The sequence below is a fragment of the Pseudoleptotrichia sp. genome (assembly GCF_057270515.1).
This window is the reverse complement of record NZ_DBHIXS010000006.1, coordinates 1-24,037: the sequence shown is the minus strand read 5'-3', so window position 1 is coordinate 24,037 and position 24,037 is coordinate 1. Positions and strand designations below refer to the sequence as shown.

The 24,037-nt window shown below is 31.7% G+C and carries 18 protein-coding genes and 1 CRISPR repeat array; of the genes, 1 reads left to right on the top strand and 17 read right to left on the bottom strand.

Annotated features, from left to right (window positions below; all coding sequences use genetic code 11):
• Window positions 1-188: 188 nt before the first annotated feature.
• The 14 genes from ACO5J6_RS05860 to ACO5J6_RS05795 all read right to left on the bottom strand — a co-directional run bounded on the left by ACO5J6_RS05860 (window position 189) and on the right by ACO5J6_RS05795 (window position 19,466).
• Entirely contained in the window at window positions 189-1,418 is a 1,230-nt protein-coding gene (locus ACO5J6_RS05860; protein WP_485642675.1) for a replication-associated recombination protein A, read from the bottom strand.
• A 133-nt stretch (window positions 1,419-1,551) separates the two neighbouring features.
• Entirely contained in the window at window positions 1,552-2,271 is a 720-nt protein-coding gene (locus ACO5J6_RS05855; RefSeq protein WP_485642673.1) for a hypothetical protein, read from the bottom strand.
• 98 nt (window positions 2,272-2,369) lie between these two features.
• Window positions 2,370-3,350: an FAD-dependent oxidoreductase gene (locus tag ACO5J6_RS05850; RefSeq protein ID WP_485642671.1), complete on the bottom strand. Its 981-nt coding sequence runs from the start codon at window positions 3,348-3,350 to the stop codon at window positions 2,370-2,372.
• A gap of 99 nt (window positions 3,351-3,449) precedes the next feature.
• Window positions 3,450-5,345, bottom strand: coding sequence for an ABC transporter substrate-binding protein (locus ACO5J6_RS05845; protein ID WP_485642670.1), 1,896 nt, complete (start codon window positions 5,343-5,345; stop codon window positions 3,450-3,452).
• A 39-nt stretch (window positions 5,346-5,384) separates the two neighbouring features.
• On the bottom strand, window positions 5,385-7,154 hold the full coding sequence (locus ACO5J6_RS05840; protein ID WP_485642669.1) for an ABC transporter substrate-binding protein: 1,770 nt from the start codon (window positions 7,152-7,154) through the stop codon (window positions 5,385-5,387).
• Between the two features lie 182 nt (window positions 7,155-7,336).
• On the bottom strand, window positions 7,337-9,127 hold the full coding sequence (locus ACO5J6_RS05835; protein ID WP_485642668.1) for an oligopeptide ABC transporter substrate-binding protein: 1,791 nt from the start codon (window positions 9,125-9,127) through the stop codon (window positions 7,337-7,339).
• 353 nt (window positions 9,128-9,480) lie between these two features.
• A complete protein-coding gene (locus ACO5J6_RS05830; protein WP_485642667.1) occupies window positions 9,481-11,268 on the bottom strand; it encodes an oligopeptide ABC transporter substrate-binding protein in 1,788 nt (595 codons plus the stop codon).
• A gap of 110 nt (window positions 11,269-11,378) precedes the next feature.
• Entirely contained in the window at window positions 11,379-12,290 is a 912-nt protein-coding gene (locus tag ACO5J6_RS05825) for an ABC transporter permease (protein ID WP_485642666.1), read from the bottom strand.
• A gap of 10 nt (window positions 12,291-12,300) precedes the next feature.
• The gene (gene opp4B, locus ACO5J6_RS05820) at window positions 12,301-13,263 is read right to left on the bottom strand and encodes an oligopeptide ABC transporter permease (protein WP_485642665.1); all 963 of its coding nucleotides are present in this window, start codon (window positions 13,261-13,263) and stop codon (window positions 12,301-12,303) included.
• A 1-nt stretch (window position 13,264) separates the two neighbouring features.
• The gene (locus tag ACO5J6_RS05815; protein WP_485642850.1) at window positions 13,265-14,215 is read right to left on the bottom strand and encodes an ATP-binding cassette domain-containing protein; all 951 of its coding nucleotides are present in this window, start codon (window positions 14,213-14,215) and stop codon (window positions 13,265-13,267) included.
• Between the two features lies 1 nt (window position 14,216).
• Window positions 14,217-15,254 carry an ABC transporter ATP-binding protein gene (locus ACO5J6_RS05810; protein WP_485642664.1) on the bottom strand — a complete coding sequence of 346 codons (1,038 nt, stop codon included), beginning with the start codon at window positions 15,252-15,254 and terminating at the stop codon, window positions 14,217-14,219.
• A 505-nt stretch (window positions 15,255-15,759) separates the two neighbouring features.
• Entirely contained in the window at window positions 15,760-17,664 is a 1,905-nt protein-coding gene (locus tag ACO5J6_RS05805) for a PTS fructose transporter subunit IIABC (protein ID WP_485642663.1), read from the bottom strand.
• A gap of 5 nt (window positions 17,665-17,669) precedes the next feature.
• A complete protein-coding gene (gene pfkB / locus ACO5J6_RS05800; RefSeq protein WP_485642662.1) occupies window positions 17,670-18,587 on the bottom strand; it encodes a 1-phosphofructokinase in 918 nt (305 codons plus the stop codon).
• Between the two features lie 144 nt (window positions 18,588-18,731).
• Window positions 18,732-19,466, bottom strand: coding sequence for a DeoR/GlpR family DNA-binding transcription regulator (locus tag ACO5J6_RS05795; RefSeq protein WP_485642661.1), 735 nt, complete (start codon window positions 19,464-19,466; stop codon window positions 18,732-18,734).
• A gap of 550 nt (window positions 19,467-20,016) precedes the next feature.
• On the opposite strand from ACO5J6_RS05795, the gene ACO5J6_RS05790 reads away from it, so the two are divergent.
• Window positions 20,017-21,132 carry a S1C family serine protease gene (locus ACO5J6_RS05790; RefSeq protein ID WP_485642660.1) on the top strand — a complete coding sequence of 372 codons (1,116 nt, stop codon included), beginning with the start codon at window positions 20,017-20,019 and terminating at the stop codon, window positions 21,130-21,132.
• A 36-nt stretch (window positions 21,133-21,168) separates the two neighbouring features.
• Here ACO5J6_RS05790 and ACO5J6_RS05785 read toward each other — a convergent pair whose 3' ends face one another.
• The 3 genes from ACO5J6_RS05785 to ACO5J6_RS05775 all read right to left on the bottom strand — a co-directional run bounded on the left by ACO5J6_RS05785 (window position 21,169) and on the right by ACO5J6_RS05775 (window position 23,233).
• The gene (locus tag ACO5J6_RS05785; RefSeq protein WP_485642659.1) at window positions 21,169-21,834 is read right to left on the bottom strand and encodes a peptidylprolyl isomerase; all 666 of its coding nucleotides are present in this window, start codon (window positions 21,832-21,834) and stop codon (window positions 21,169-21,171) included.
• Window positions 21,835-21,865: 31 nt separating this feature from the next.
• Window positions 21,866-22,219, bottom strand: a complete 354-nt coding sequence (locus ACO5J6_RS05780) for a hypothetical protein (protein ID WP_485642658.1) — start codon at window positions 22,217-22,219, stop codon at window positions 21,866-21,868.
• Window positions 22,220-22,309: 90 nt separating this feature from the next.
• Window positions 22,310-23,233, bottom strand: a complete 924-nt coding sequence (locus ACO5J6_RS05775; RefSeq protein WP_485642656.1) for a manganese-dependent inorganic pyrophosphatase — start codon at window positions 23,231-23,233, stop codon at window positions 22,310-22,312.
• Window positions 23,234-23,574: 341 nt separating this feature from the next.
• Window positions 23,575-24,006: a CRISPR direct-repeat array (repeat unit 36 nt; unit sequence GTTTGAATACTATCTGAATTTACACTACTCTCAAAC).
• Between the last annotated feature and the right edge of the window lie 31 nt (window positions 24,007-24,037).

The following is a 24,037-nucleotide window of genomic DNA, read 5'->3' as shown; positions in this document are numbered from 1 at the left end:
ATTTTAAAATCGCTTTTGTCTTACTCTAAAAAAATTTTGCTGATAAAAATGTCTATTCATTCCCGAGAAAATAAAAACTCGCTTAAAGACTTAAAACAATTTATTTTCTCCAATGTTCACTATATATTTTTACTGTAAAATTTTAAATAGACTTGCAAAACGGTTTTAAATATTATAAATAAATATTCTCATTTTTTATTTTTCCACAGTTTTTCCATTCTTTCGTTTGCAATATTTTCAAATTTATTATCCCCGTGTTCATAAAATTTTATTTTTTCAGCCATATAGTCCTGTACTACAAAGTGTTCAGGATAAGAATGTGGATATTTATAATCTTTGGCACCTAATTTTGTCAGATGTTTAGGAACATCCTGAATTTTATTATTTTCTATATGTCCAATAGCATTATCTATCGCCAAATATGCGGAATTACTCTTGGGAGAAAGTGCAAGATAGATAGCCACTTCGGATAAGATTATTCTCGCTTCGGGCATTCCTATCTCCTTTACAGCCTGCATTCCTGCCACTGCTATAGGTAAAGCCTGCGGATTTGCCAGTCCTATATCTTCCGATGACAGTATTACAAGTCTCCTTGCCAAATACATTGGGTCTTCTCCTCCAGACAGCATCTTTGCTATCCAGTAAACTGCAGCATCAGGGTCGCTCCCCCTTATACTTTTTATCATTGCGGAAATAGTGTCATATTTGTCTTCGGTCTTATGATATGATTTTTTTGTATTCAGCACTTCTTTTACTTCATCAAGAGTAAAATTTACACCAGTATTTGAAAGCAGTTCGAGTATATTTATCGCCTGTCTTGCATCTCCCTCGATTATTTCGGAAATATATTTGAGAATTTCTTCGGAAAAATCAAATTTCTCCTTTTCATTTATATTTTGCAAAATTTTAAACAAATCTTCTTCATTCAGTTTCTTAAACTCAAAAGCAAGACATCTGGACAGTAAGGCATTATTCAGACTATAATAGGGATTTTCGGTTGTTGCACCGATTAATATTATATTTCCGTTTTCCAAATCCTGGAGCAGTGAATCCTGCTGTAATTTATTAAACCTATGAATTTCATCAAAAAAAAGTAATGTCTGTTTTCCCTCAATCCCAAATATTCTTTTTGCTCTTTCGGATAATTCTTTAATATCCGAAACGGAAGACTTTATGGCATTCAGATATTCATAATTATAATTCATTTTATTTGCGATAATTTCTGCGAGAGTAGTTTTTCCTGTGCCGGGAGCTCCCCAGAATATCGAATTCATAAAAGTTCCCTTTTCAATAATCTTTTTCAGTATTCCTTTTTCGCCCACAAGTTTCTCCTGACCGTAAAAATCTTCCAAATCTTTAGGTCTATATCTGAAAGCTAAAGGTTTTTTCTCTTCATATAAATTCTCAAATAAATTCATTTTTATCTCCAATTATTATTTTTATAAAATTGTTATCTCTTATAAAATATTAAAATGAACTGTTTTAGAACAAAAAATTATAACAATATATAAATTATATTTTTCAATTCTAAAAACAGTTCTGATTTATTTTTTATTTATCTTTATTATAATCAATGGCATTTTCGTCAGTTATATTTCTATTATCATAACTGCCTGAGTTTTCTTCATCCATATACTTCACGTTCAAATAAATTATAGAAGATAGTATACTGGAGAAAAGTGATAAAATTGCAACCATCAATCCTGTAATAACCCATCCAAATTGAATAGATATCATAAGAGATACAGCTGCTATGGCAACCACCGGAATAAAAATAATTACAGCTGTAAGCATTCCCGGTAAAAGTATTCTAAGTCTATTATTTGTAGAAATTCTGGAAGAGTATTCATAAGTCCCTTTCAAATCAAGATTTTTATTTAAATATGCCTGTAAAAAATAAGGATATATAATTAAGAATATCATTGCTATAAAATTTATTATAGGTAACCCCATTATCAACCCTGCTATGGCAATTTTTTTTAAGTTATTATTATTTGAAATTCCGTTTAGATTGGCATAACCATCATCATCTCCTTCTATATAGGAAATAATTCTTTGCAATAGAAATACTAATAAAATCTCGCTTATTATCGCTATCAGAAATACAACAGGATTTCCATTAAAAAACGATGTTACAATCTGGGTTAAAGCTATACCTCCTAATATTGCTATTTCTTTCTGTCCTATTTTTGTCATTAAGCTAAATGTTTGCTTAAAATACTCCCCCATTCCAAGATATTTTTCCGATAATAATTTTTTTAATTCTTCCATTTGTTTCTCCTTTCAAATCTTATTTTTATTTTATAATATTAATTAATAATATTCAAGTAATTTTGTATAAAATAACAAGATTTTAGGGAAAGTTATAATTAATACTGTTTTATTATATATTCAAAAGCTCCGAGTGCCGCTTTTGCTCCTTCTCCTATTGCAACGACTATCTGTTTCTGCTTAATGACAGTAACATCTCCTGCGGCAAATATTCCTTTTACACTTGTCATATTGTATTCGTTAATAACGATTTCTCCCATTTTATTAAGTTCAACCAAACCTTTGACTAAATCACTTTTTGGAGATAATCCTATTTCTATAAATACACCGTCTATTTTCAAATCTTTTTCTATATTGGACTCTCTATCGAGATATTTCAGGTTTTCAGCAAATTGTGTTCCCGTTACTGCCGTAGTCTGTGCGTTTGTAATGATATTTATGTTATCTCTTTCCGCTAATTTATCCTGTAAGACCATATCAGCTTTCAGTTCGGGCATAAACTCTATCAGAGTAACATTTTTTGCAATCCCTGACAAATCAAGGGCAGCTTCCACTCCCGAATTTCCTCCGCCGATAACGGCTACATCAAGATTTTTATAAAACGGCCCATCACAAGTAGAACAATAATGTACTCCTTTACCTGTATATTCAGCCTCTCCCGGTATATTCAAATTTTTCCAGTAAGCACCCGTAGCAATTATAACAGTTTTTGTCTTATAACTTTTTCCGTCATCTGTTATTAGTACTTTGTCTTTTCCGTTTTCTTTTATTTCTTTTACAAGATGTCCTTCTTTAAACGCAATTTCATATTCTTTCATATGTTTTTCAAGGTCTTCCGCAAATTTTGACCCCGTAGTTCTTGGAGTACCTATAATATTTTCGATTTCATTCGTATCGAGCATTTGCCCTCCTACTTTCAGTCCTATCATAGCAACTAAAAGTCCTTTTCTCGCAGCATAAATACTTGCCGACACTGCAGCCGGACCTGCTCCTACCACAATCACGTCATATAATTCATTCTCATCTATTTTTCTCAGTTTTCCTTTTTCCAACGCACCTAAATTCAAACTAAAATCCATTTTATCCTCCTGTTTATATAATAATTTCTTTAATTTTGTAATGATTACAATTAATTTATTTTATTATAAAACGGATAATTTGTCAATAACCAAGTTTTATTATCTGCTGCTTGAATAAGGTGCCTGTGCAGTAAGTTCTGTCATATATAGAGTGTTCAGAGTTCCATTGTCAAAAATATAGAAATTTTTTACTCTCTTATTTACTATAACTATATTATACGAATAAAACAGAGGAATTTCAGGAAGTTGTTCCATATAATATTCCTGCCATTTTTTATATGCCTGTATCTTATACATCTCATCTTTCATTGATCTCTGACTCACAGTTTCATCAAGCAGTCTGTCATTTTCTTCCGAAGCAAATCTTGAAGTTGTATTAAAATTTTTTCTACGTTTATAGAAATATGGATTGTATGCGTCATAAGTTAATCCTTTTCCAACGTAATATATATCTATTTCCTTGTTATCTTCATCATTTTTCTTTTGTAGTTCCTGAGAATCTCCTGTAACAATTCTTGCATTTATCCCTACTTTTTTCCAATATTCTACGGCATGTCCTACTACTGATTTGTAGGCATCCGCTTTTTTCCCTGTATCAATATAATTATCTTCTCCCTTTGCTATAGTTATCACAAAAGGCTGTCCGTTTTTATCTTCCCTTATTCCGTCTCCGTTTATATCCCTGTAGCCCGCTTCATCCAGTAACCGTTTTGCCTTTTCGGGATTGTAAGGATAACCCTGTATATTTTCATTATAATATTTCTTCAATATGGGAGGAATAACAGTTGTAGCTCTTTCGGTCAGATTATAATGTCCCGCTCCTTTTATTTTTACATCCGTTATTTTATTATCTATATCCAGAGCATAAGCCAATGCCTGTCTTACTCTTTTATCAGCGAGTTTATTATTAGGGTCCAAGATATTTTCATTTCTGTCCTTATCCCAATAACCTAATTTTATTTCAAAGGCAGAATATCCCGATGACATATTTCCGATTATTTCAATGTTATTAAACTTTTCTAATATAGGATAATCTTCAGTCGACCCTAAAGCAAACATCATTATGTCATAATATCCCTTTTTCGTAATTTCAAGATAATTTCTGCCGCTTATTACTTCTACTGAGAGATTTTCCACTTTCGGCTTCCCTTTAAAATAATAAGGATTTGCCTTTGCTTTAAATCCCACTCCCGATATTATTTCAGTAGGTACATATGGACCTAAAGTAACTATATCGGTTCTTAATTTTGGTGAATTCGGCATATCTTTTACAGGAATTCCATTCAGATGATGTTTAGGCAGGACATACCTGAGCAATCCCCACATATAAGGAGCTGTAATTGTTCCGGGAAATCCTTTAAACTCTATTTCTACCGTTCTGTTATCTATTTTTTTTATTCCCGGGATTTTTTCAGCATTTCCCCCATTATATTCGTTTACTCCTTTGATATAACTTATTCCTTTTTTCTCATTCCCTTTATAATCTTTATCAGCTACGACTTCATAAGTATATATAAAATCATCAGCTGTAAGAGGCTGTCCGTCAGACCATTTTATTCCCTCCTTTATTTTAAATCTGACTTTTTTTATAAGTTTTTTGTCATCATTTTCGATATACATTTCGTCTATAATCCCCTTATCTGTAGGTTCAAAATCATCATTTATTTCTAAAACTCTTGTTCCTATAAGGTTCATAATTTTTTTATCGGCTTCATCGGTAGCAAAAATTTCATTTAATGTCCCCGTAAAAGCAGTTTTATTTATTACTGCCACTTTTATGGCTCCTCCGTCCACTGCCGGTTGACTGTTAGTAACTATATTCGGTATTCTCTGTTTAAATTCCGATTTTATAATGACATTCTGATTATTCTTCTGAATATTTTGCTGACCGTTTCCCTGATTTTGATTTGTATTATTTCCATTATTTATACCGCAGGAAACCGATATTATAAAAAGTAAAGCTGATAAAGCCGATTTTACTTTTATATTTCTCATTTTTACCTCCAAAATCTTTATATTATATTTATTATTCTCCTAATTTTTTGCTTTTATAGGATCATTAGCTGTAAGTTCCCATAAATGTACCCCATATTTCGGGTCATCCGTTTTTCCTTTATAGCCTTTCACTCTTTTATTCAGAGCAAAATAAGAATATTCATTCATTAAAGGTATTTCGGGTAATTGGGACAAATAATATTTTTGAAACTCATTTATCATTTTTATTCTGTATTTAGGATTTTTTAAAGATTTATTTCCTGTTATTTCTTCTACTATTTTTTCGAGCTTTTCTGATGTAAAATGACTGTAATTATTTGTTCCTTTCATTGAATATGTATTATGAAAATTATCATTTTCCATGCTTTCCATTCTTAAAGAAGTATAATATACATCTACATCGTTATTTCCTTTTGTTATTGACTTAAAATATGTATTAACATCCTTTTCAAAATCTCCTGTTACAAATATTGATTTTAATCCTATATATTCCCAGTTTTTCATATAAGTTTTAACTTGTTCATAATACGGATCCATTGATGTTACTCTCAACTCAAAAGGCTGTCCGTTTTTATCTTCCCTATATCCGTCGCCGTCTATATCCCTGTATCCTGCTTCGTCCAGTAACTGCTTTGCTTTTTCAGGGTCATAAGGATAGTTTTTTACGTTCACATCATAGGCTTTTCCAAATGCTGACGGAACTATGCCTGTAGTCCTGTCTATTCCTGAATTATAATATTCCTTTATTATGTCATCTACATTTGTACCGTAAGCAAGGGCTTCCCGCAATTTTATATCAGTCATTTTTTTATTGGGGTCTGTTATATTCTGTTTTTTATTTTCATCATAATATCCCATATTGAAAATCAATGTTTTATAAGCTCTGCTGCCTTCATTTACAAGAGTTATGTTATTCAGTTTTTCTAAATTTTCATATAGATATTCATATACAGTAATAATATCATATTGTCCGTTTTTTGCTTTTTTCAGTATATTATTTCTGTCTGTTGCTTCTACCGTTACTTTTTCTATTTTTGGTACTCCTTTGTAGTAGTTTCTGTTTGCTTCAAGCATAACCGTTTTCCCCTCGTTTGTTATACCCACAGGTATATACGGACCGATTGTTACCATTTTTTGCTTTATTCTTTCGGAATTAGGCAAATCTTTTACAGGAATGTCTTTCAGATAATGTTTCGGAAGTACATTGTCTATCAATAAATTTCCTGCTGTGCTTCTATTATCGGGAGAAAAATTTATGACCGATATTTCAGCTGTTTTATCATCTACCTTTTTTATTCCCGAGATTTTATCACTTTTCCCGTTATAATAATCCTCTCCCCCTACAATGTGCTTTCTTAGAGCTTCAGCTGCTTCGGGAGAAAAATAATCTTTATGTCCCATAACTTCATAAGTATATATATAGTCATCTATCGTGAGAGGAACTCCGTCAGACCATTTTACATCTTTCTTTATTCTGACAGTAATTTTTTTCTTATCAATATCCGTAGTTGCTTCTGCTATTCCCCCTTTGGATAATGTCCCGTCGCTCTTATAATAGAAAATATTTTCATCAGTAAAGAATATTACTGAACTTCCATCATAATCTGTATTCAGGATTGAATAAAACACTCCGCTATAAGCACTATTTCTTATATTTGCCACTTTAAGAACTGCTCCTTTTACATTATGTCCGCCGTTTTTGACTTCTTCAGTGATTTCAAATTTATTGCCTGATTTTCCTATATTGCAGGCTGTCAGTAAAATCAGAATCAGGATAGTCAAAATCATTTTTATTCTTTCTTTTCCCATATTTTTATCTCCTTGATTATTTATTATTATAACTATTTTCAATTTATTATAATAACTTTACATTAAAAGAAAATGAGAGCTTTTACTTTTCTATATTTTAATTTCAAAAACAGTTTCCAATAAAAAAGACTGTCCAAAACTCTATTATAAGAATTTAAACAATCTTTTTTATTTATATTTTTTTAATTTGTAGCTTTTATCGGCTGTGGTGCTGTCAGCTCTACAAGATAAAACCCTTTATTAGGATTACTATAATCTATTTCAAAATTTTTTACCCTTTTATTTACAGGAAGTATTTCATATTTATATGTCAAAGGTACCTCTACAGCCTGACCTATATAATATTCCTGCCATTTTTTGTAGGCTTCCGCTTTATAGCCTGCTTCTTTTAATGATTTTTCTCCTGCCGTTTCAGTCATAAGTCTGTCATTTTCATCAGAAGCAAAACGTGTCATATTAAAGAAAGATTTTCTTCCTGCCGACTCAAACGGGTTCAGGTTTGTTCCCACTCCCCATGCTCCAAAGAATACGTCTATCTCTTTATCATCCGCATCAAGTTTATCATAAAAATTATTACTTTCCATAAGTCTTCCTGTAGCCAGTACCGCTTTTATCCCTATATCTTTCCAGTTCTGAATATAGAATTGAGATAGGGGTTCCGCTATATCTCCTCCGTCCATGGCTGCTATATTTACTGTAAAAGGCTTCCCGTTTTTATCTTCTCTTATGCCGTCGCCGTTCACATCTTTATAGCCTGCTTCATCTAACAACTTTTTAGCTTTTTCAGGATTGTAAGGGTATCCCTCAAGTCCTTCGGGATAATATTTCTTGAATACAGGCGGTACCGATGAAGTTGCTCTCGTTCTTAGACCGTTATAAAACGCTTTTACCATTTCATCAACATTCAGCCCGTAAGCCAAAGCCTGTCTCAATTTTACATCTGCCATTTTAGCATTGGAATCCATTATATTTTCTTTTTTTGCCTTATCCCAGTGTCCTACTTTAAACGCCATATATGAATAATATAACTCCTGTCTCCCAAGAAGCTCGATATTATTAAGATTTTTATATACATTATACAAATCTGAAGGTATATCAAGGGCAAAATCATAATCTCCCGACTTCATTGCCGAAACTATTGTTTTTGAATTTACTATTTGAATTGTTGCCCTGTCTGTTTTAGGTTTTCCTTTAAAATAATACGGATTTGCTTTCAGTTCCACACTTTCTCCCTGTACCATTTTTACGGGATAGTATGGCCCTATTGTTACCAATTTTTCTCTTATTTTTTCCGAAGACTGTAACTCTTTTATAGGAACATCTTTTAAATAATGTTTCGGAAGAGCATATCCTATAAGTCCGTTTCCTACTGTATAAATACCTTGTCCCATTTCGGAAAATGAGATTTCCACTGTTTTCTCATCTATTTTCTTTATTCCCGAAATTGTAGATGCTTTACCGTTATGATAATCTTCTATTCCAATAATTTTTCTTTTTTCGTCATTATATCTCGCACCCGTATAATCCTTATTTGCTACAACTTCATAGGAATATATTATATCTTCGGCAACTAAAGGCTGTCCGTCGCTCCATTTTATATTATCTTTTATTTTTATAGTTGCTTTTTTATTTTCAGTATCTACTGTCAGCGTTGCAGCTCCTGTATCAGTTACTTCAAAATTTCCGTCAGTATCAAATATTGCTGAAGTTACAAAATTGTCAATAATCGTTCCGTCTGAACCGTCAGTGTAAAGTACGTTGCTCAAAATTCCCACTAATGGAGAATCTTTTACCAATGCTACTTTTAATGTCGCACCGTCTACTGTCTTTTCGTTATTGCTTGTTTTTAATGGAAACTTTGAAATATCGACATTGTTTCCACTTTTTGCACTTTTCTTTTCTCCCGGTCCACACGCCGTCAGTAATATCATAAAAGATATTATCAGTGTTAAAATTCCGTTTTTTCTTTTCATCCTACATTCCTCCTTGAATTATATGGATAAATTACCCGACAAACATTTTTATTACTAATATGTTATATTAATTATAACATATATACAAGAAATTTTTGCATTAAAAATTTTTATTAGGAATATATATTGTTAATTATATCAATAATAATTTTTAATCATTATTATCAAAAATTACAAATATAGAATACTATGGATATAAATATAATAACAATTAAATATAATAACAATAAAACTTTCTCATAAAAAATTTAAAAAATATCCGCAATTTAATTTCAAAAATAATTTTTAATAAAAAAAGACTGTCCAAAATTCTATTATAAGAATTTAAACAATCTTTTTTATTTATAATTTTTTTAATTTGTAGCTTTTATCGGTTCTTTAGCTGTCAATTCTACAAGATGTATTGCATATTTATCCATATTATATGAAATATTGAAATTTTTTACTCTTTTATTTACAGGGAATATTTCATATCTGTATGTCAATGGTACCTCTACAGCCTGATTTATATAATATTCCTGCCATTTTTTATAAGCTGCCGCTTTATATCCTGCTTCCGTAAGGGATTTTTCTCCCACTACTTCTTTCATTAATCTGTCATTTTCTTCAGAAACAAAACGGGTTCTGTTGAAAGGAGATTTTCTTCCTGCACTTTCAATAGGGTTCAGATTTGTTCCTACTCCCCATGCTGCAAAGTATACATCTATATCTTTTTCATCAGCATCCACTTTTTTATAGAAATTATTGAACTCTATAAGTCTACCTGTGGATAATACAGCTTTTATTCCTATTTCTTTCCAGTTCTGAATATAAAACTGTGCCAACGGTTCGGCTATATCTCCGCCTGCCATAGCGGCAATGTTTACTTCAAAAGGTTTTCCATTTTTATCTTCTCTGTATCCGTCGCCGTTCACATCTTTATAACCTGCTTCATCTAACAACTTTTTAGCTTTTTCGGGATTGTAAGGGTACCCTTCAAGTCCTTCGGGATAATATTTCTTAAATATAGGCGGTACCGACGAAGTCGCTCTTTCTCTTAATCCGTTATAAAACGTCAACATCTGGTCTACATTCAATCCATAAGCAAGTGCCTGTCTCAGTTTTACATCTCCCATTTTAGCGTTAGGATCAACTACATTTTCTCTTTTTTCCTTATCATAATGACCCAATTTAAAGCCCATATATGAGTAATAAAGCTCCTGTCTTCCTAATATTGTCAGATTATTTAAATCTTTATATGTATTATATATATCTCCTGTTATTGAAAGTGCTATATCATATTCCCCTGCTTTTAATGCCGAAGTTATTGTCTTGGAATTTACTATTTGAACAGTTACTCTGTCAATTTTCGGTTTCCCTTTGAAATAGTAAGGATTTGCCTTTAATTCGACACTTTCTCCCTGTACCATTTTCACAGGATAATAAGGACCCGTTGTCAACATTTTATCTCTTATTTTTTCAGAAGATTCCAAATCCTTAATAGGAACATCACCCAAATAATGTTTAGGCAGAGCATAACCTATCAATCCATTTCCTATAGTGTATACTCCCTGTCCAAGTTCAGTAAATGATATTTCGACTGTTTTGTCATTTACTTTTTTTATTCCTGAAATTGTAGAAGCCTTACCGTTATGATAATCTTCTATCCCTACAATTTTTCTGCTTTCGTCGTCAAATCTTACACCTGTATAGTCTTTATTCGCCAATACTTCATAGGCATATATTACATCATCTGCTATTAATGGCTGTCCGTCGTTCCATTTTGCATTATCTTTTATTTTTATAGTAGCTTTTTTATTAGCTACATCTACCTCCAACGAAGCTGCTCCGGTATCCATTACTTCAAAATTTTCATCAGTATCAAATATTTGCTCTCCTATAAAACTGGAAGTAATCATCATATCAAAACCGTCTGTAGCTAAAACACTACTAAAAAGACCTACCATTGCTGAATCTTTCACCATTGCTACTTTTAATGTGCCGCCCTCTACAGATTTTTCATTATTTTCAACTGCCGTAGGAAATTTTGAAATGTCGACTTTTTCGGTTCCTTTATCGCTTTTCTTCTTTCCCGGCCCGCAGGCAACTGTCAATAACATAATGGAAATCAATAACATCAAAAAAAGATTTTTCTTTTTCATATCCGTTCTCCTTTACTAATATATTTTATTTTTGAAACTACTATAATTAATTATTACTATAATTTATTTATAAAATAAGTTTTTCTCACTAAATTTATATTAATATACTCTTATCCCAATCTCTGTCTTGCGTCGGCAGCCCTTTTCAGTGCCTGTCCTACATAATTTATACATAGCATCATAATAAGTATAAGCAGTGAAGCAGGAACCCATATCCATAATTTGGAAGCCATAACTTCAGGATCTGTGGCATATCCTACCAAAGTTCCTAAACTTGGAGTAGACGGCGGAAATCCAAATCCCAAAAAAGTCAGTCCTGTTTCTATACCAATATTTCCTGCAAGTCCCAATGTAGTATCCACTATTATTATAGAGCTTATATTCGGCAAAATTTCCCTAAATATTATTTTAAAATCACTTGTTCCTAATGTTTTTGAAGCCAGTACATAATCTTTTCTGCTTTCCGATAAAACTTTACTTCTTATTAGTCTTGTTATTCCTGTCCAGTAAAATACGCTCATTATAAATATAAATGAAATAAGATTATACTTTGGAACAATAGTTACAAATACTATTATTAGCATAAGGGTAGGCATTATTGTTATAAAATCCACTATTCTCATTATAATATAGTCTATTATACCGCCATAATATCCTGAAATCAGTCCTATTATAATTCCAAGTCCTGATGTAATTACAGTAACTGCTACTCCTACTACTATTGAGTTTCTCGCTCCTATTACGAGCTGTCCTAAAATAGAACGTCCACCAGTATCGGCTCCAAGCCAGAAACCTTCTCCCGGAGCTGCATATTTATCCAGCAGAGATACTTTCATCACTTCATCTTTATTCAAAAATGCCGCTCCTATAAATACCGACAAAAATAATACTGTGAGTATCACAAGGGAAGACATTGCCAGTTTATCCTTTTTTATTTCTCTCATTATGACATTAAATCCTGTCGGCTTTTCACTTATTTTTATATTCATATTTTCGATTTCTTTTTTATCACTCTTTTTCATATAACACCACCTACTCTATTCTTATTCTCGGGTCTACTATACTCATTATAATATCTGACAATAGACTTCCCAATAATGTTAAAAATCCGTATAATAGTATAAGTGATGTTACAACACTGTAATCTCTTGTACTTATGGAACTTATAAATAGATTTCCCATTCCCGGATATCCGAATATCATTTCTATGAAAATCGACCCTCCCAACAGTCCTGTTATTGTATATCCAAAGAATGCAGCTATAGGCAATATGGAATTTCTGAATATATGCTTTGAGTAAACCTTATTTTCAGGTACTCCTTTACTTCTTGCAGTTTTTACATAATCAAGGGATTTTGCATCTATTACTTCATTTCTTAAATACTGTATTGTACTTGTCGTTTGTAATAGAGCATAAGTTACAGCCGGAAGAATTATATGGTGTATTCTGTCTATGTAATATTTGAATGTTCCCGGGTCGAGTCCTATAGTAACGGAACCTGTTTTCGGAAACCAGCCCAACGTATATCCAAATAACCATAACATAATCAGGGACATGACAAATGTAGGTATAGCATAACTTATATAGTTATAGAAAACTACTACTTTATCAAAAAATGAATTCTGATATCTTCCTGCCAGAACTCCTAACGGTATGGCTATAGAGTAAGTCAATATTATGCTTGCCAGAGATAATATAAATGTGTTTGCAGCTCTCTGACCTATCAGCGTTTTTACAGGTATTTTATAAGCATAGCTCATTCCAAAATTTCCCTGAAAAGCATTTTTCATCCAACGGAAATACTGTATGTGCCAAGGGTCGTATAATCCTGCCTTTCTTCTTAGTACCTCCAAAGCCGCAGGATCTGTCTGGGGCGTTATCAATCCTGTAAAAGGATCTCCCGGCATTTTCTTGGCAAGTATAAATATCAGTACGCTCAATATAAATAGCTGAGGTATCATCACCAATGTTCTTCTCAATATCGTTTTCCACATTTTACTGTTCTCCTCCTTTGACTTTATTTGCCAATGCCACATAATGAGTATCACTTATTTTTTTCAAATCATAAACTTTTCCGTTTTTATCATAATATTCCAACTCATTCTGGATATATTCTCTTTCTACCTCTAATCTTTTTTTCTTGTTTTCTGCTCTATGATTAGGATTTACTTCAGGTATTGCGGCAATCAGTCTTTTTGTATATATATGTTGAGGATTGCTGTATATGTCGTTTTTCTCTCCTTTTTCTACAAAACGTCCACGATACATTATTGATATATGGTCGCACATATGTTTTACTACTCCGAGGTCATGAGATATGAACAGATAACTTAAATCGAACTGTTTCTGTATCTCTTTCATATAGTTCAGCACTTGTGCCTGTACTGATAAATCCAGTGCTGAAACAGGCTCATCGGCTATTATCAACTTAGGTTTTGTAGCAACTGCCCTTGCTACTCCTATCCTCTGTCTCTGTCCTCCTGAAAATTCATGAGGATATTTGTATAATGCATCATCAGTCATACCTACTATTTCAAGTAATTCGGACACTCTCTTTCTCTCTTCGTCGGAGGTCAGATTTTCAAAATTTCTCAAAGGTTCCGCAATTATATCTATTATACGTTTCTTAGGATTTAAACTTGAGAGCGAATCCTGAAATATCATCTGAACATCCTGTTTATATTTTCTGTTTCTTCCCCTTGTTTTTTTATCAATTTTTTCTTTATCATAATTGATTATTCCGTCTTTTATTTTCTCAAGACCTATAATAGCTTTCCCTATTGTAGACTTGCCTGAACCCGATTCCCCTACAAGCCCATATGTCTTTCCTTTTTCTATTGTCATATCAATGCCGTCTACAGCATAGACATAATCTATTATTTTATTGAAAAATCCGCCACGAATAGGATAATGAACCTTTAATCCTTTTATTTCCATAAAGCTCATTTTATCTTTCCTCCGTTCCCATATCATTTTTTGTACTTTCATTTTCCTCCTGAGTATCTTTAAAATAAAAGTTTTTCCAGCAGGTACATCTCACGAAATGTCCTTCAGAAATCTCGTGTAACTCAGGATTTTCTTCGTGTTCATCTTTTTCTATCCATGATATTCTCGGAGCAAATCGGCAACCTGTTCTTACAAGGTTTTTTAATGAAGGAACGACTCCTTCAATCACATGCAGTTTTTCCGTTTCATTGTCAAGTTGAGGTATGGAGCTCAATAAAGACCTTGTATATGGATGTTTCGGATTATTAAAAAGCTCATCGACTGTCGCTACTTCGACAATCTGTCCTGCATACATTACTGCAACTCTGTCCGCCATTTCCGCAACTACTCCCAAATCATGAGTTATCAGTATAATACCTGCCTGTATCTCATTTTGGAGGGATTTCAGCAAATCCAATATCTGTGCCTGTATTGTAACATCGAGAGCTGTCGTAGGCTCGTCAGCTATTAAAATTGACGGCTTGCACGAAAGAGCAATAGCTATCATTACCCGCTGTCTCATTCCCCCTGACAGCTCATGGGGAAACTGTCTGCCTACCCTTTTATAGTTAGCTATCCCGACTTGTTGCAGAAGCTCATATACACGTTTTTTTCTTTCTTCGGCATCAAATTTTGTATGATATATAAGTCCTTCTTCTATCTGTTCTTCTATTCTCATTAACGGATTTAGAGCCGACAAAGGATCCTGAAATATCATTCCTATTTCATTTCCTCTGATTTCGTTATATTGCGCCTCATTTAATGACAGGAGATTTTCTCCTTTATAAATTATTTCTCCTTCAGATTTTGTATTTATAGGATTGTGTAGTCCTATAACGGATGTAGCAAGGGTACTTTTTCCACACCCTGATTCTCCTACTATAGCCAGTATTTCATTTTTTTTCAGTTCAATTGAGACATTATCTACCGCATTATAATATTCATCCTTAATACGGAATCCTGTATACAAGTTGTTAATTTTCAACAAAATATCATCCATTTTCAATTATTCTCTCCTTATTTAATACAAGATATTTTTAAAAATAATTTCTTTATTTATTATCTTACCTTATATTTAAATATTTTTCAAATATTATTTGTAATAAAAAAACACTCCATAATTTGAAAATATAATTTTTCTCAAGTATTTAGAGTGTTTTTTATCGATTTCAATTATTTATATTTTTTATTTATTTTAACATTAAATAATCTAATAATATTATAGCCAGAAATATTTTTTAACTATCCTAATCTTATTCCAAACTTTATTCAAACTTTATATTTTAACTTTAATATTTAACTTTATATTTTAAAATATTTATATCCTTATTCACAATTTAAAGTTTATAATCTATATTCTTAATTCTATAATTTTAATTTATATTCAACATTCATATTTCTGTAGCTTGATGGCTTATACGTATAATTTATATTTTTAATCTATGTATCTAATTTTATGTATCTATAAAATTTAAATTATGGATATTCAGATTATTTCCGTTAGATTATTCTTGAACTTTCTTTCTTAATATTCCCAATATAACAGCAGAAATTATACTTCCTACAGCTATTGCTACAAGATACATTAAGAAATTATTACTTAGTGCCATTACTAATATACCTCCATGAGGGGCTCTTATTTTTATTCCGAACATCATAGTCAATGCTCCTGCTACTGCCGCACCTACTACATTTGCGGGTATTACTCTTCCAGGGTCTGCCGCTGCATAAGGGATGGCTCCCTCTGTTATAAATGATAGCCCCATTACGTAGTTTGTTATCCCCGCTTCTCTCTCTTCTTCAGTAAATTTATTTTTAAATAATGTAGAAGCCAGAGCGATTGCTAAAGGAGGTACCATTCCTCCTGCCATAACTGCCGCCATGACACCGCTTCCCCCTTTTGTCATTGTAGCTGCCAGTGTTCCTGTCCCGAATACATAAGCTGCCTTATTTACAGGACCACCCATATCCACAGCCATCATTCCTCCGAGTATCAGTCCTAATAATACTGCACTTGAACCGTTCATTGAATTTAGATAATTTGTTAAACCTGTATTCAGTATACTTACAACGGGGTCTATTACGAGTATCATCGCTATCCCTACAATCAATACCGACAGCACAGGATAAAACAGTATCATTTTCAGCCCGTTTAATGATTTAGGCAATCCTTTTAATGCGGATATTAAAAATTTAACGACAACTCCTGCAAACAAACCTCCTACTATAGCTCCTAAAAATCCTGAACCCAAGGAAGAAGCCAATGCCCCTGCTACCAGTCCTGCTGTAAGTGCCGCTCTGTCCCCCATACTGTAGGCTATATATCCGCCTAATATAGGTACAAATAATCCAAATGCCTGTTTTCCGATGTTCATAAGCATTTTTGCGAGTGCAGATTTTGATCCGAAATCAGTCCCTGCATCGCTGTTCCCCATAATAGTATCTGCTAGAAATGCCAATGCTATCAATATTCCACCGCTTATTACGAGGGGAAGCATATACGACACACCGCTCATCAGATGTTTATATAATCCTGTTTTTTCTCCTGATTTTGATGTAGTTCCCTCTTCATTTGAAGCCGTATAAACAGGTAGATTTCCGTCCAATACTTTCTGAATTAAACCTTTTGCATTGTTTATCCCCTCTTTTGCCCCTACTTTTATCAGAGGTTTCCCATTAAATCTCGCTGTTTCTATATTCCTGTCCACTGCAAGAATTACACCTTTGGCAGCTTTTATATCTTCAGATGTCAGTTCATTTTTTCTGCCGTCAGTACCGTTTGTTTCTATTTTTATTTTTACGCCCATTTCATCTGCCGCTTTTTTTAATGCTTCCGCAGCCATATATGTATGTGCTATCCCTGTGGGACACGCCGTTGCAGCTATTATAAAATTCTCACCCTCATTGACAGATACAGAAGCCTCTTCTTTTTCAGCATTTTCTGCTTTTAATTTTTCCGCTTCCTTTTTATTTATAATATCCAAAACTTCATCAGGTGTTTCAGCTTTTTCAAGGCTTATTCTAAAATCATCGTCCAGTAACAGCTGTGTTAACCTTGCCAGTGTTTCGATATGAGTATTGTCCGCCCCTGCGGGTGCCGCTATCATAAAAAACAAATGAGAAGGCTCTCCGTCCATTGATTCATAATCTATTCCTTCTGTAGACCTACCCATTGCCAATGCAGGCTGTTTTACGTATTCCGTCTTTGCATGAGGTATCGCTATTCCTTCTTCAAGCGCCGTGGAGCTTTGTTCTTCTCTCGCATTTAATGCTCCAACATATCCCTCATAATCAGTTAAAACACCTGTATTGTCATGTAATTTTGCAATCTCTCTTATGACACTTTTTTTATCTCTGGATTGTAAATTGAGATTTATTCTCTCTTTTATCAGCAAATCCGATATTTTCATATTTTTTATACACCTTCCTTAATGATTTTTATCTCTTTGTACAGTTTATCTACAAAGTCTTTTTCTGCAAGTCCGTAAGAATATGCCGTAGCACTTCCTGCTGCTACTGCCAGTCTGAAAGAATTTTCCAAAGACATATTTCCTACATATCCTGCTATAAATCCTGCCACCATTGAATCTCCCGCACCTATGGAATTTATGAGTTCTCCTTTAGGTACTGACGCCTCCATTACAAATTCATTATTTACAAGCAATGCCCCATCACCGCCACGTGAAATAATTACATTTTCTACTCCTCTTTCCAAGAAAAACGAACATTTTTTTACAATTTCTTCTTTTGTTTCCAATTTTTCATTAAACATATCTCTCAATTCATGAATATTCGGTTTAATGAAAAAGTTATTGTGTATATTATCCTGCAACAGATTTCCTCTTGTATCAAGAACAATTTTCACATTCTTTTTTATATTTTCCGAGAGTTCTTTATATATCTTACTGCTCAAAGTTGCAGGAATACTCCCCGAAAGTACAAGTATATCTCCCTCTTTCAGACAAGAAATTTTTTCAGTCAATTCTTTTAATTTTTTTTCTGAAATTTCAGGAGAAACACCGGTTATTTCTGTTTCTTTATCGTTACCATTTACTTTTACATTGATTCTTGTATATCCTTCAAGCTCTACGAATTCTGATTTTATATCGTCTCTTTCCAAATCCCTGACTATAAAATTACCTGTAAATCCGGCTATAAAACCTATTGCTGTCGATTCTATATTCAGGTTTTTAAGAACTTTTGATACATTTATACCTTTTCCTCCGGCTCTGTAATTAACTTTATTTGCAAGATTCAGATGTTCCGTTTTCAAATCTTCATTGATGTACATATCATAGTCCAAAGCAGGATTTAAAGTCAATGTATAAATCATACTGACCTCCTTTTCTCTAATTAATATTTTGATTTTTTATTATTTTCTAAAAATTTTTCATAACTGTCATTATTTTTATAGCTGTTATCATTCATAGCTGTAATTACAGATAGATAAAAATTTTTTACAATAACAATCTCAATATTAATAAAAATATTTTTTATATCTATTATTTTCTTTAATAGCTTTTTTAGTTGTTATTATTTTACATTCTTTCAGTTCGGAAAATTTCACATTTGAAATTTTATCAAACTTTTCACTGTCGGCAAGAATATATTTTTCTTCTGACAGTTCTATTACTTTTTTCTTCAACATTGCTTCATTTATTTCAGGAGTTGTAAATCCTGCTTCTGTATCTATTCCGTTCGTTCCTAAAAAACATTTGTCAAATCTGAACTTTTCCAGAGCCTGAATAGCTTCTACTCCTATTATGGCTTTTGTCGAATGCTTGACTTCGCCTCCAACAATTATCGTTTTTATTCCATATTTCAGCAGTTCTTCTATATGCATAAGACCATTTGTTACAACTGTCAGATTTTTATTTTTCAATTTTTCTATAAGATAAAAAACAGTAGTTCCTGCATCAAGATAAACAAAATCACCATTTTTTATTATTTCCGAAACTTTTTCGGCAATTTCCTTTTTTTCATTGACACCTTCTTTAAATCTGTCTTTTACTTCAATATCAAAACTCAGTTTTTTCTGCTGACAGACACCGCCTTTGATCTTCAATAAAAGCCCTTTTAAATACATCTTCTCAATGTCTCTTCTTATAGTAGATGACGATACATCCATAATATCATTTAATTCCTGATAGGAAAGCCTGCCTTTTTTATTTAATTCATACATTATTTTTTCAAATCTGTCTATTTCCAGCATAATTTTCCTTCCTGTAATTTAGATTTTTTATTTAGATTTTGTTTTTTATTTTATTTAATCTTTTGTTTTATTCGGATTTTTTTATAAAATAAATTTTTTTTATATATTAAATTCTATTATATTGAAATTCTGTATTCTATGTTTTATTTTATATTTTTTGTTTTCATAGTTATATATTTCAAAATTTATTTTTACGATAAAACATAATTTTTTTATTATTTCTATTTTCACAACAACTATAACTTCGTCTATATTGGCAATGCTTATTTTAAATTTTTTATTTCCATAATCATATCTTTAGTTGTACTGATAATATTTACTTTGTATATTTTATTTTTTATTTTTACAATATTATATTCTTATAATATACTTTATTTTTCTCAAAGTCAATCATTTTTTTCATTTTTTTCCAAATTTTTTTATTTTTTTTCATGTACTGTTGAAAAATATCCTACAAAGGAATTATTTATTAAAATTCTATATATTTTCTAATTAATCAGTAATATAATTTATTTTAAAACGTATAATTAAATAATAAGGAGATATATTTATGAGTTTAAAAAAGATTTTAACAGCTATATTTATGCTTACCGCTTTGAGCCTGAATGCTGAAACGGCGAGTCGTAATGCAGGCAATACACCAAAAATAGAAACTTCTGTTTCATCATCAAATGATGTTTACAGAGTGCAGGACGCATTTTCAAATGTATATGACAGAACAAAGGATTCCGTAGTCAATATAAGAACTAAAAAAACTATTATTGTCAACACTTACAATCCCCTTGAAGAACTGTTATTCGGAACGTCAGGACGTAGACAGATTAAAAAGGATTCCGGAAGTTTAGGTTCAGGATTTATCGTTTCCGATAACGGATATGTTATGACAAATAATCATGTTATCGACGGAGCTGATGAAATATACGTAAAACTTTCTGACGGTAACGAATATTCTGCAAAACTTGTAGGAGGCTCTCCTGAGATTGATATTGCCATATTGAAAATCAATTCAAATAAAAAATTCGTCCCTCTAAAATTTGCTAATTCAGACCATATAAAAATTGGACACTGGGCAATCGCATTTGGAAATCCTTTGGGACTAAACAGTTCAATGACTGTGGGAGTAATCGGAGCCTTAGGAAGAAGCTCACTCGGAATTGAACAGGTTGAAAACTTTATTCAGACAGATGCTGCTATAAATCAGGGAAACAGTGGAGGACCACTCTTAGATATTAATGGAAATGTTATCGGAGTAAATACAGCTATTTTTTCCACAACGGGAGGAAATATCGGAATAAGTTTTGCTATTCCTTCCAATCTTGCTCAAAATGTAAAAGATTCGATTATAAAGACAGGAAAATTTGAACGTCCTTATTTAGGAATCTCTATCAACGATTTGTCGGCTATACCGGCAGGACAGGCAAAACCGCCATATTCTTACGGAGTATATATAAATAAAGTATTTCCTCATTCTCCTGCCGCTAAATACGGTATCCGTGAAAAAGATGTTATCCTTGAATTAAATAATAAAAGAATTTCCTCTGCAAGTTCATTTATAGGAGAGCTGGCTGCTAAAAGAATAGGAGAAACTGTAAACTTGAAAATTTATTCTAATGGAAAAGAAAAAAATGTAAATATTGTATTAGAAAAATATAATATCCAAAATTAAAAAAAGCTGTCTTAATTAAGACAGCTTTTTTATTTCCTATTTATTTTGTTTTAAAATACTTTCCCATTGAGCTGTTTCACTTGAGAAATAATTTAAAAATTCATCTACATTTTTTCCTTTTATTTCTATATCAGTTACTTTATCTCCCTGTCTTACGAGTCTTAATACACTCAAATCTTCTCTGGATTTTATTTCTCCAATTATCGTATATTTATTATTCAGCTGAGTTAGAGGAGACACTGTTATAAAAAATTGACTGCTGTTTGTGTTAGGACCTGTATTTGCTAATGCTAATTTCCCTGCATTATCAAATGACAGCCAATCTACTATTTCATCATTTATTAAATATCCTGTATTTCCCGTTCCGTCGCCTACAGGGTCTCCCGCCTGAACTAAGACATTTGTTATAACTCTATGAAATGCAAGTCCGTTATAAAAATTATTTTTTGCCAGAAATACAAAATTTGCAACATTTTGAGGAGCAGCTTCAGGATAAAGGAATAATGATATATCTCCTTTAGTCGTCTTAATTACTGCTTCCAGTTGAAATTTTTTCATCTGCTTTTTAAATTTGTTATCATCTCTTTTTTCTTGTCTTTCAAGTTTTCTTTCAGCTCTTGTCTTCTTTATTTTTGGTGTTTTGGCATTACCAAAATTAAAAAACATCATCATCAAAATCCCAAGTAGTAATATTCTTTTCATTTTATCAAACCTTTCTCTAAAAATTTTGTTTTTAATTTCTGTGTTTAATTGTTTCAATTACTTCTTCAATATTTACTTTATTATTATAATCAAATTCAAAAATATTAAAATCAAAAACTTCTATTTCAAGATTCATTTTCATTATTTCCTTTTCATTTACAAAATTATCGTAAATAACAAGAACTGAAGCGGGATTATCATTTGCATCACGGACATCTACAATATTGATTAATCTTCCGTCAGCTATATTTAATGTATCTCTTATTATTTCCAAACCTGTTTTTTTATTTTTGATTTCCTTATAAAAATTTGTAGCTATCAAAGGTAATTTTATACCGAATAGAATTTTAGGTTCTTCACGTTTCTTAAATTTAATTATTGCCATACCTTTTTCCTTTAAACTCTTATTTTTAAAATTATACCATACATAAGATTTTTTTGTCAATTTTATGGAAAAACCACCTTACTATAAAAACTAACTCTCCTGTATTGCTTTTGTCAACGGAGGTATTACCTGTTTTTTTCTTGAAACTACGCCTTTCAGTAAAACAGTATTATTTTCTACTTTCTCGTTAAATGCTTTTTCCACTGCTGCATTGCCATTTCCTGCCACTATTCCTACAGAATCATTCGATAATATATTAGTAATTATGAACAGGAAAAAATTTAGTCCATTTTTTGAAATAATATTGTTCATTTCTGAAATAAATTTTTCTTTTCTTTCAACTAATTCATTTTCATTTACAGTATTGACCTGCCCTACACCAATTTTCGTTCCCTCAATTTCAAATATTTTCATATCCATATTAAGTAGTTCAGCTTCTGATTTTCCTCCTAAAGCAGTCCCTGCTTTCAGCATTTCAAGACCATATTCTTCAAGATTTACTCCCGCTATCTGAGCTAATTCTTTTCCTGCTTTTATATCACATTCGGTGCATGTAGGTGATTTAAATAGTAACGTATCTGAAATTATGGCACTTAGCATTAATCCCGCTGTTGTCTTTTCAGGTAATAATCCATTTTCTTTAAATAGTTTAAGTATAATTGTAGCTGTACATCCTACCGGCTCCATTCTGACATAAAGAGGCTCATCCACATTAAAATTTGATATTCTGTGATGATCTACAAGCTCCAATACTTTTGCTTCTTCAAATCCGTCAGCCGTCTGTGTTCTCTCATTATGATCGACAAGCATAATTTCTTTTCCCGAAACATTTTCTATTAGTTCAGGTTTTCCAATTTTAAAATAATCCAGTACAAACTTTGTTTCTTCATTTAATTCTCCCAGTCTTCCAGGTTTTATATCTTTTCCTAATTTTCCTTTTAATTCAGCATATGCTATTGCTGAACAGATTGTATCCGTATCCGGATTTTTGTGTCCAAAAACTAATATTGACATAATTTTTCCTCCTTGATATTTTTATGTATTTTTTATTTTCTAATCATCGTTAACATTTTACATGGGATTATGATAAGTTTCCATTTTTTTATTCCTCATATTTCATTTCTTAATATATTATAAATTTAAAAATTCATATCTTAATTTTTATCATTATATTTTTTATTATATAACATTTTCTCTTTTTTTTTAATACATAAATTTCTTAAAAACAAAATATTTTTACAAAAAAATAGGGAAAAAGCTCCCTATCTGTTCTTTTTAAATTTTTACGTTTTTATTCTAATTTAGAATATTATACACTCTGAAACTTGGTATAATCTAACATAATTTATTTTTTTATTTGAATACTGTCTGAATTTACACTACTCTCAAACACACTATATGTCTTTATTTTTCTTCCGTCCGTTTGAATACTATCTGAATTTACACTACTCTCAAACAAATACTCCACTGAATTTCTTCTGTGCTTTGTTTGAATACTATCTGAATTTACACTACTCTCAAACTTAAATTCCATATTTCCACATTGCAAAGATGTTTGAATACTATCTGAATTTACACTACTCTCAAACCATAGATTAAAAGATGGCTCCACAAGTACAGTTTGAATACTATCTGAATTTACACTACTCTCAAACCTATATATTTTTTATTGTACTGCTTTCCATGTTTGAATACTATCTGAATTTACACTACTCTCAAACACTGTTCTCTATATTTTTTTACGGATAAAGGTTTGAATACTATCTGAATTTACACTACTCTCAAACGATAATATTGCTTTTATATATAATTAACAAG

Coding starts and splice junctions, on each gene's coding strand:
- ACO5J6_RS05780 (WP_485642658.1), bottom strand. CDS start 22,219: ATGGCAATAATTAAATTTAAGAAACGTGAAGAACCTAAAATTCTATTC.
- ACO5J6_RS05775 (WP_485642656.1), bottom strand. CDS start 23,233: ATGTCAATATTAGTTTTTGGACACAAAAATCCGGATACGGATACAATC.
- ACO5J6_RS05845 (WP_485642670.1), bottom strand. CDS start 5,345: ATGAGAAATATAAAAGTAAAATCGGCTTTATCAGCTTTACTTTTTATA.
- opp4B (WP_485642665.1), bottom strand. CDS start 13,263: ATGTGGAAAACGATATTGAGAAGAACATTGGTGATGATACCTCAGCTA.
- ACO5J6_RS05830 (WP_485642667.1), bottom strand. CDS start 11,268: ATGAAAAAGAAAAATCTTTTTTTGATGTTATTGATTTCCATTATGTTA.
- ACO5J6_RS05850 (WP_485642671.1), bottom strand. CDS start 3,350: ATGGATTTTAGTTTGAATTTAGGTGCGTTGGAAAAAGGAAAACTGAGA.
- ACO5J6_RS05835 (WP_485642668.1), bottom strand. CDS start 9,127: ATGAAAAGAAAAAACGGAATTTTAACACTGATAATATCTTTTATGATA.
- pfkB (WP_485642662.1), bottom strand. CDS start 18,587: ATGATTTATACATTGACTTTAAATCCTGCTTTGGACTATGATATGTAC.
- ACO5J6_RS05855 (WP_485642673.1), bottom strand. CDS start 2,271: ATGGAAGAATTAAAAAAATTATTATCGGAAAAATATCTTGGAATGGGG.
- ACO5J6_RS05825 (WP_485642666.1), bottom strand. CDS start 12,290: ATGAAAAAGAGTGATAAAAAAGAAATCGAAAATATGAATATAAAAATA.
- ACO5J6_RS05815 (WP_485642850.1), bottom strand. CDS start 14,215: ATGAGCTTTATGGAAATAAAAGGATTAAAGGTTCATTATCCTATTCGT.
- ACO5J6_RS05790 (WP_485642660.1), top strand. CDS start 20,017: ATGAGTTTAAAAAAGATTTTAACAGCTATATTTATGCTTACCGCTTTG.
- ACO5J6_RS05805 (WP_485642663.1), bottom strand. CDS start 17,664: ATGAAAATATCGGATTTGCTGATAAAAGAGAGAATAAATCTCAATTTA.
- ACO5J6_RS05810 (WP_485642664.1), bottom strand. CDS start 15,254: ATGGATGATATTTTGTTGAAAATTAACAACTTGTATACAGGATTCCGT.
- ACO5J6_RS05860 (WP_485642675.1), bottom strand. CDS start 1,418: ATGAATTTATTTGAGAATTTATATGAAGAGAAAAAACCTTTAGCTTTC.
- ACO5J6_RS05840 (WP_485642669.1), bottom strand. CDS start 7,154: ATGGGAAAAGAAAGAATAAAAATGATTTTGACTATCCTGATTCTGATT.
- ACO5J6_RS05795 (WP_485642661.1), bottom strand. CDS start 19,466: ATGCTGGAAATAGACAGATTTGAAAAAATAATGTATGAATTAAATAAA.
- ACO5J6_RS05785 (WP_485642659.1), bottom strand. CDS start 21,834: ATGAAAAGAATATTACTACTTGGGATTTTGATGATGATGTTTTTTAAT.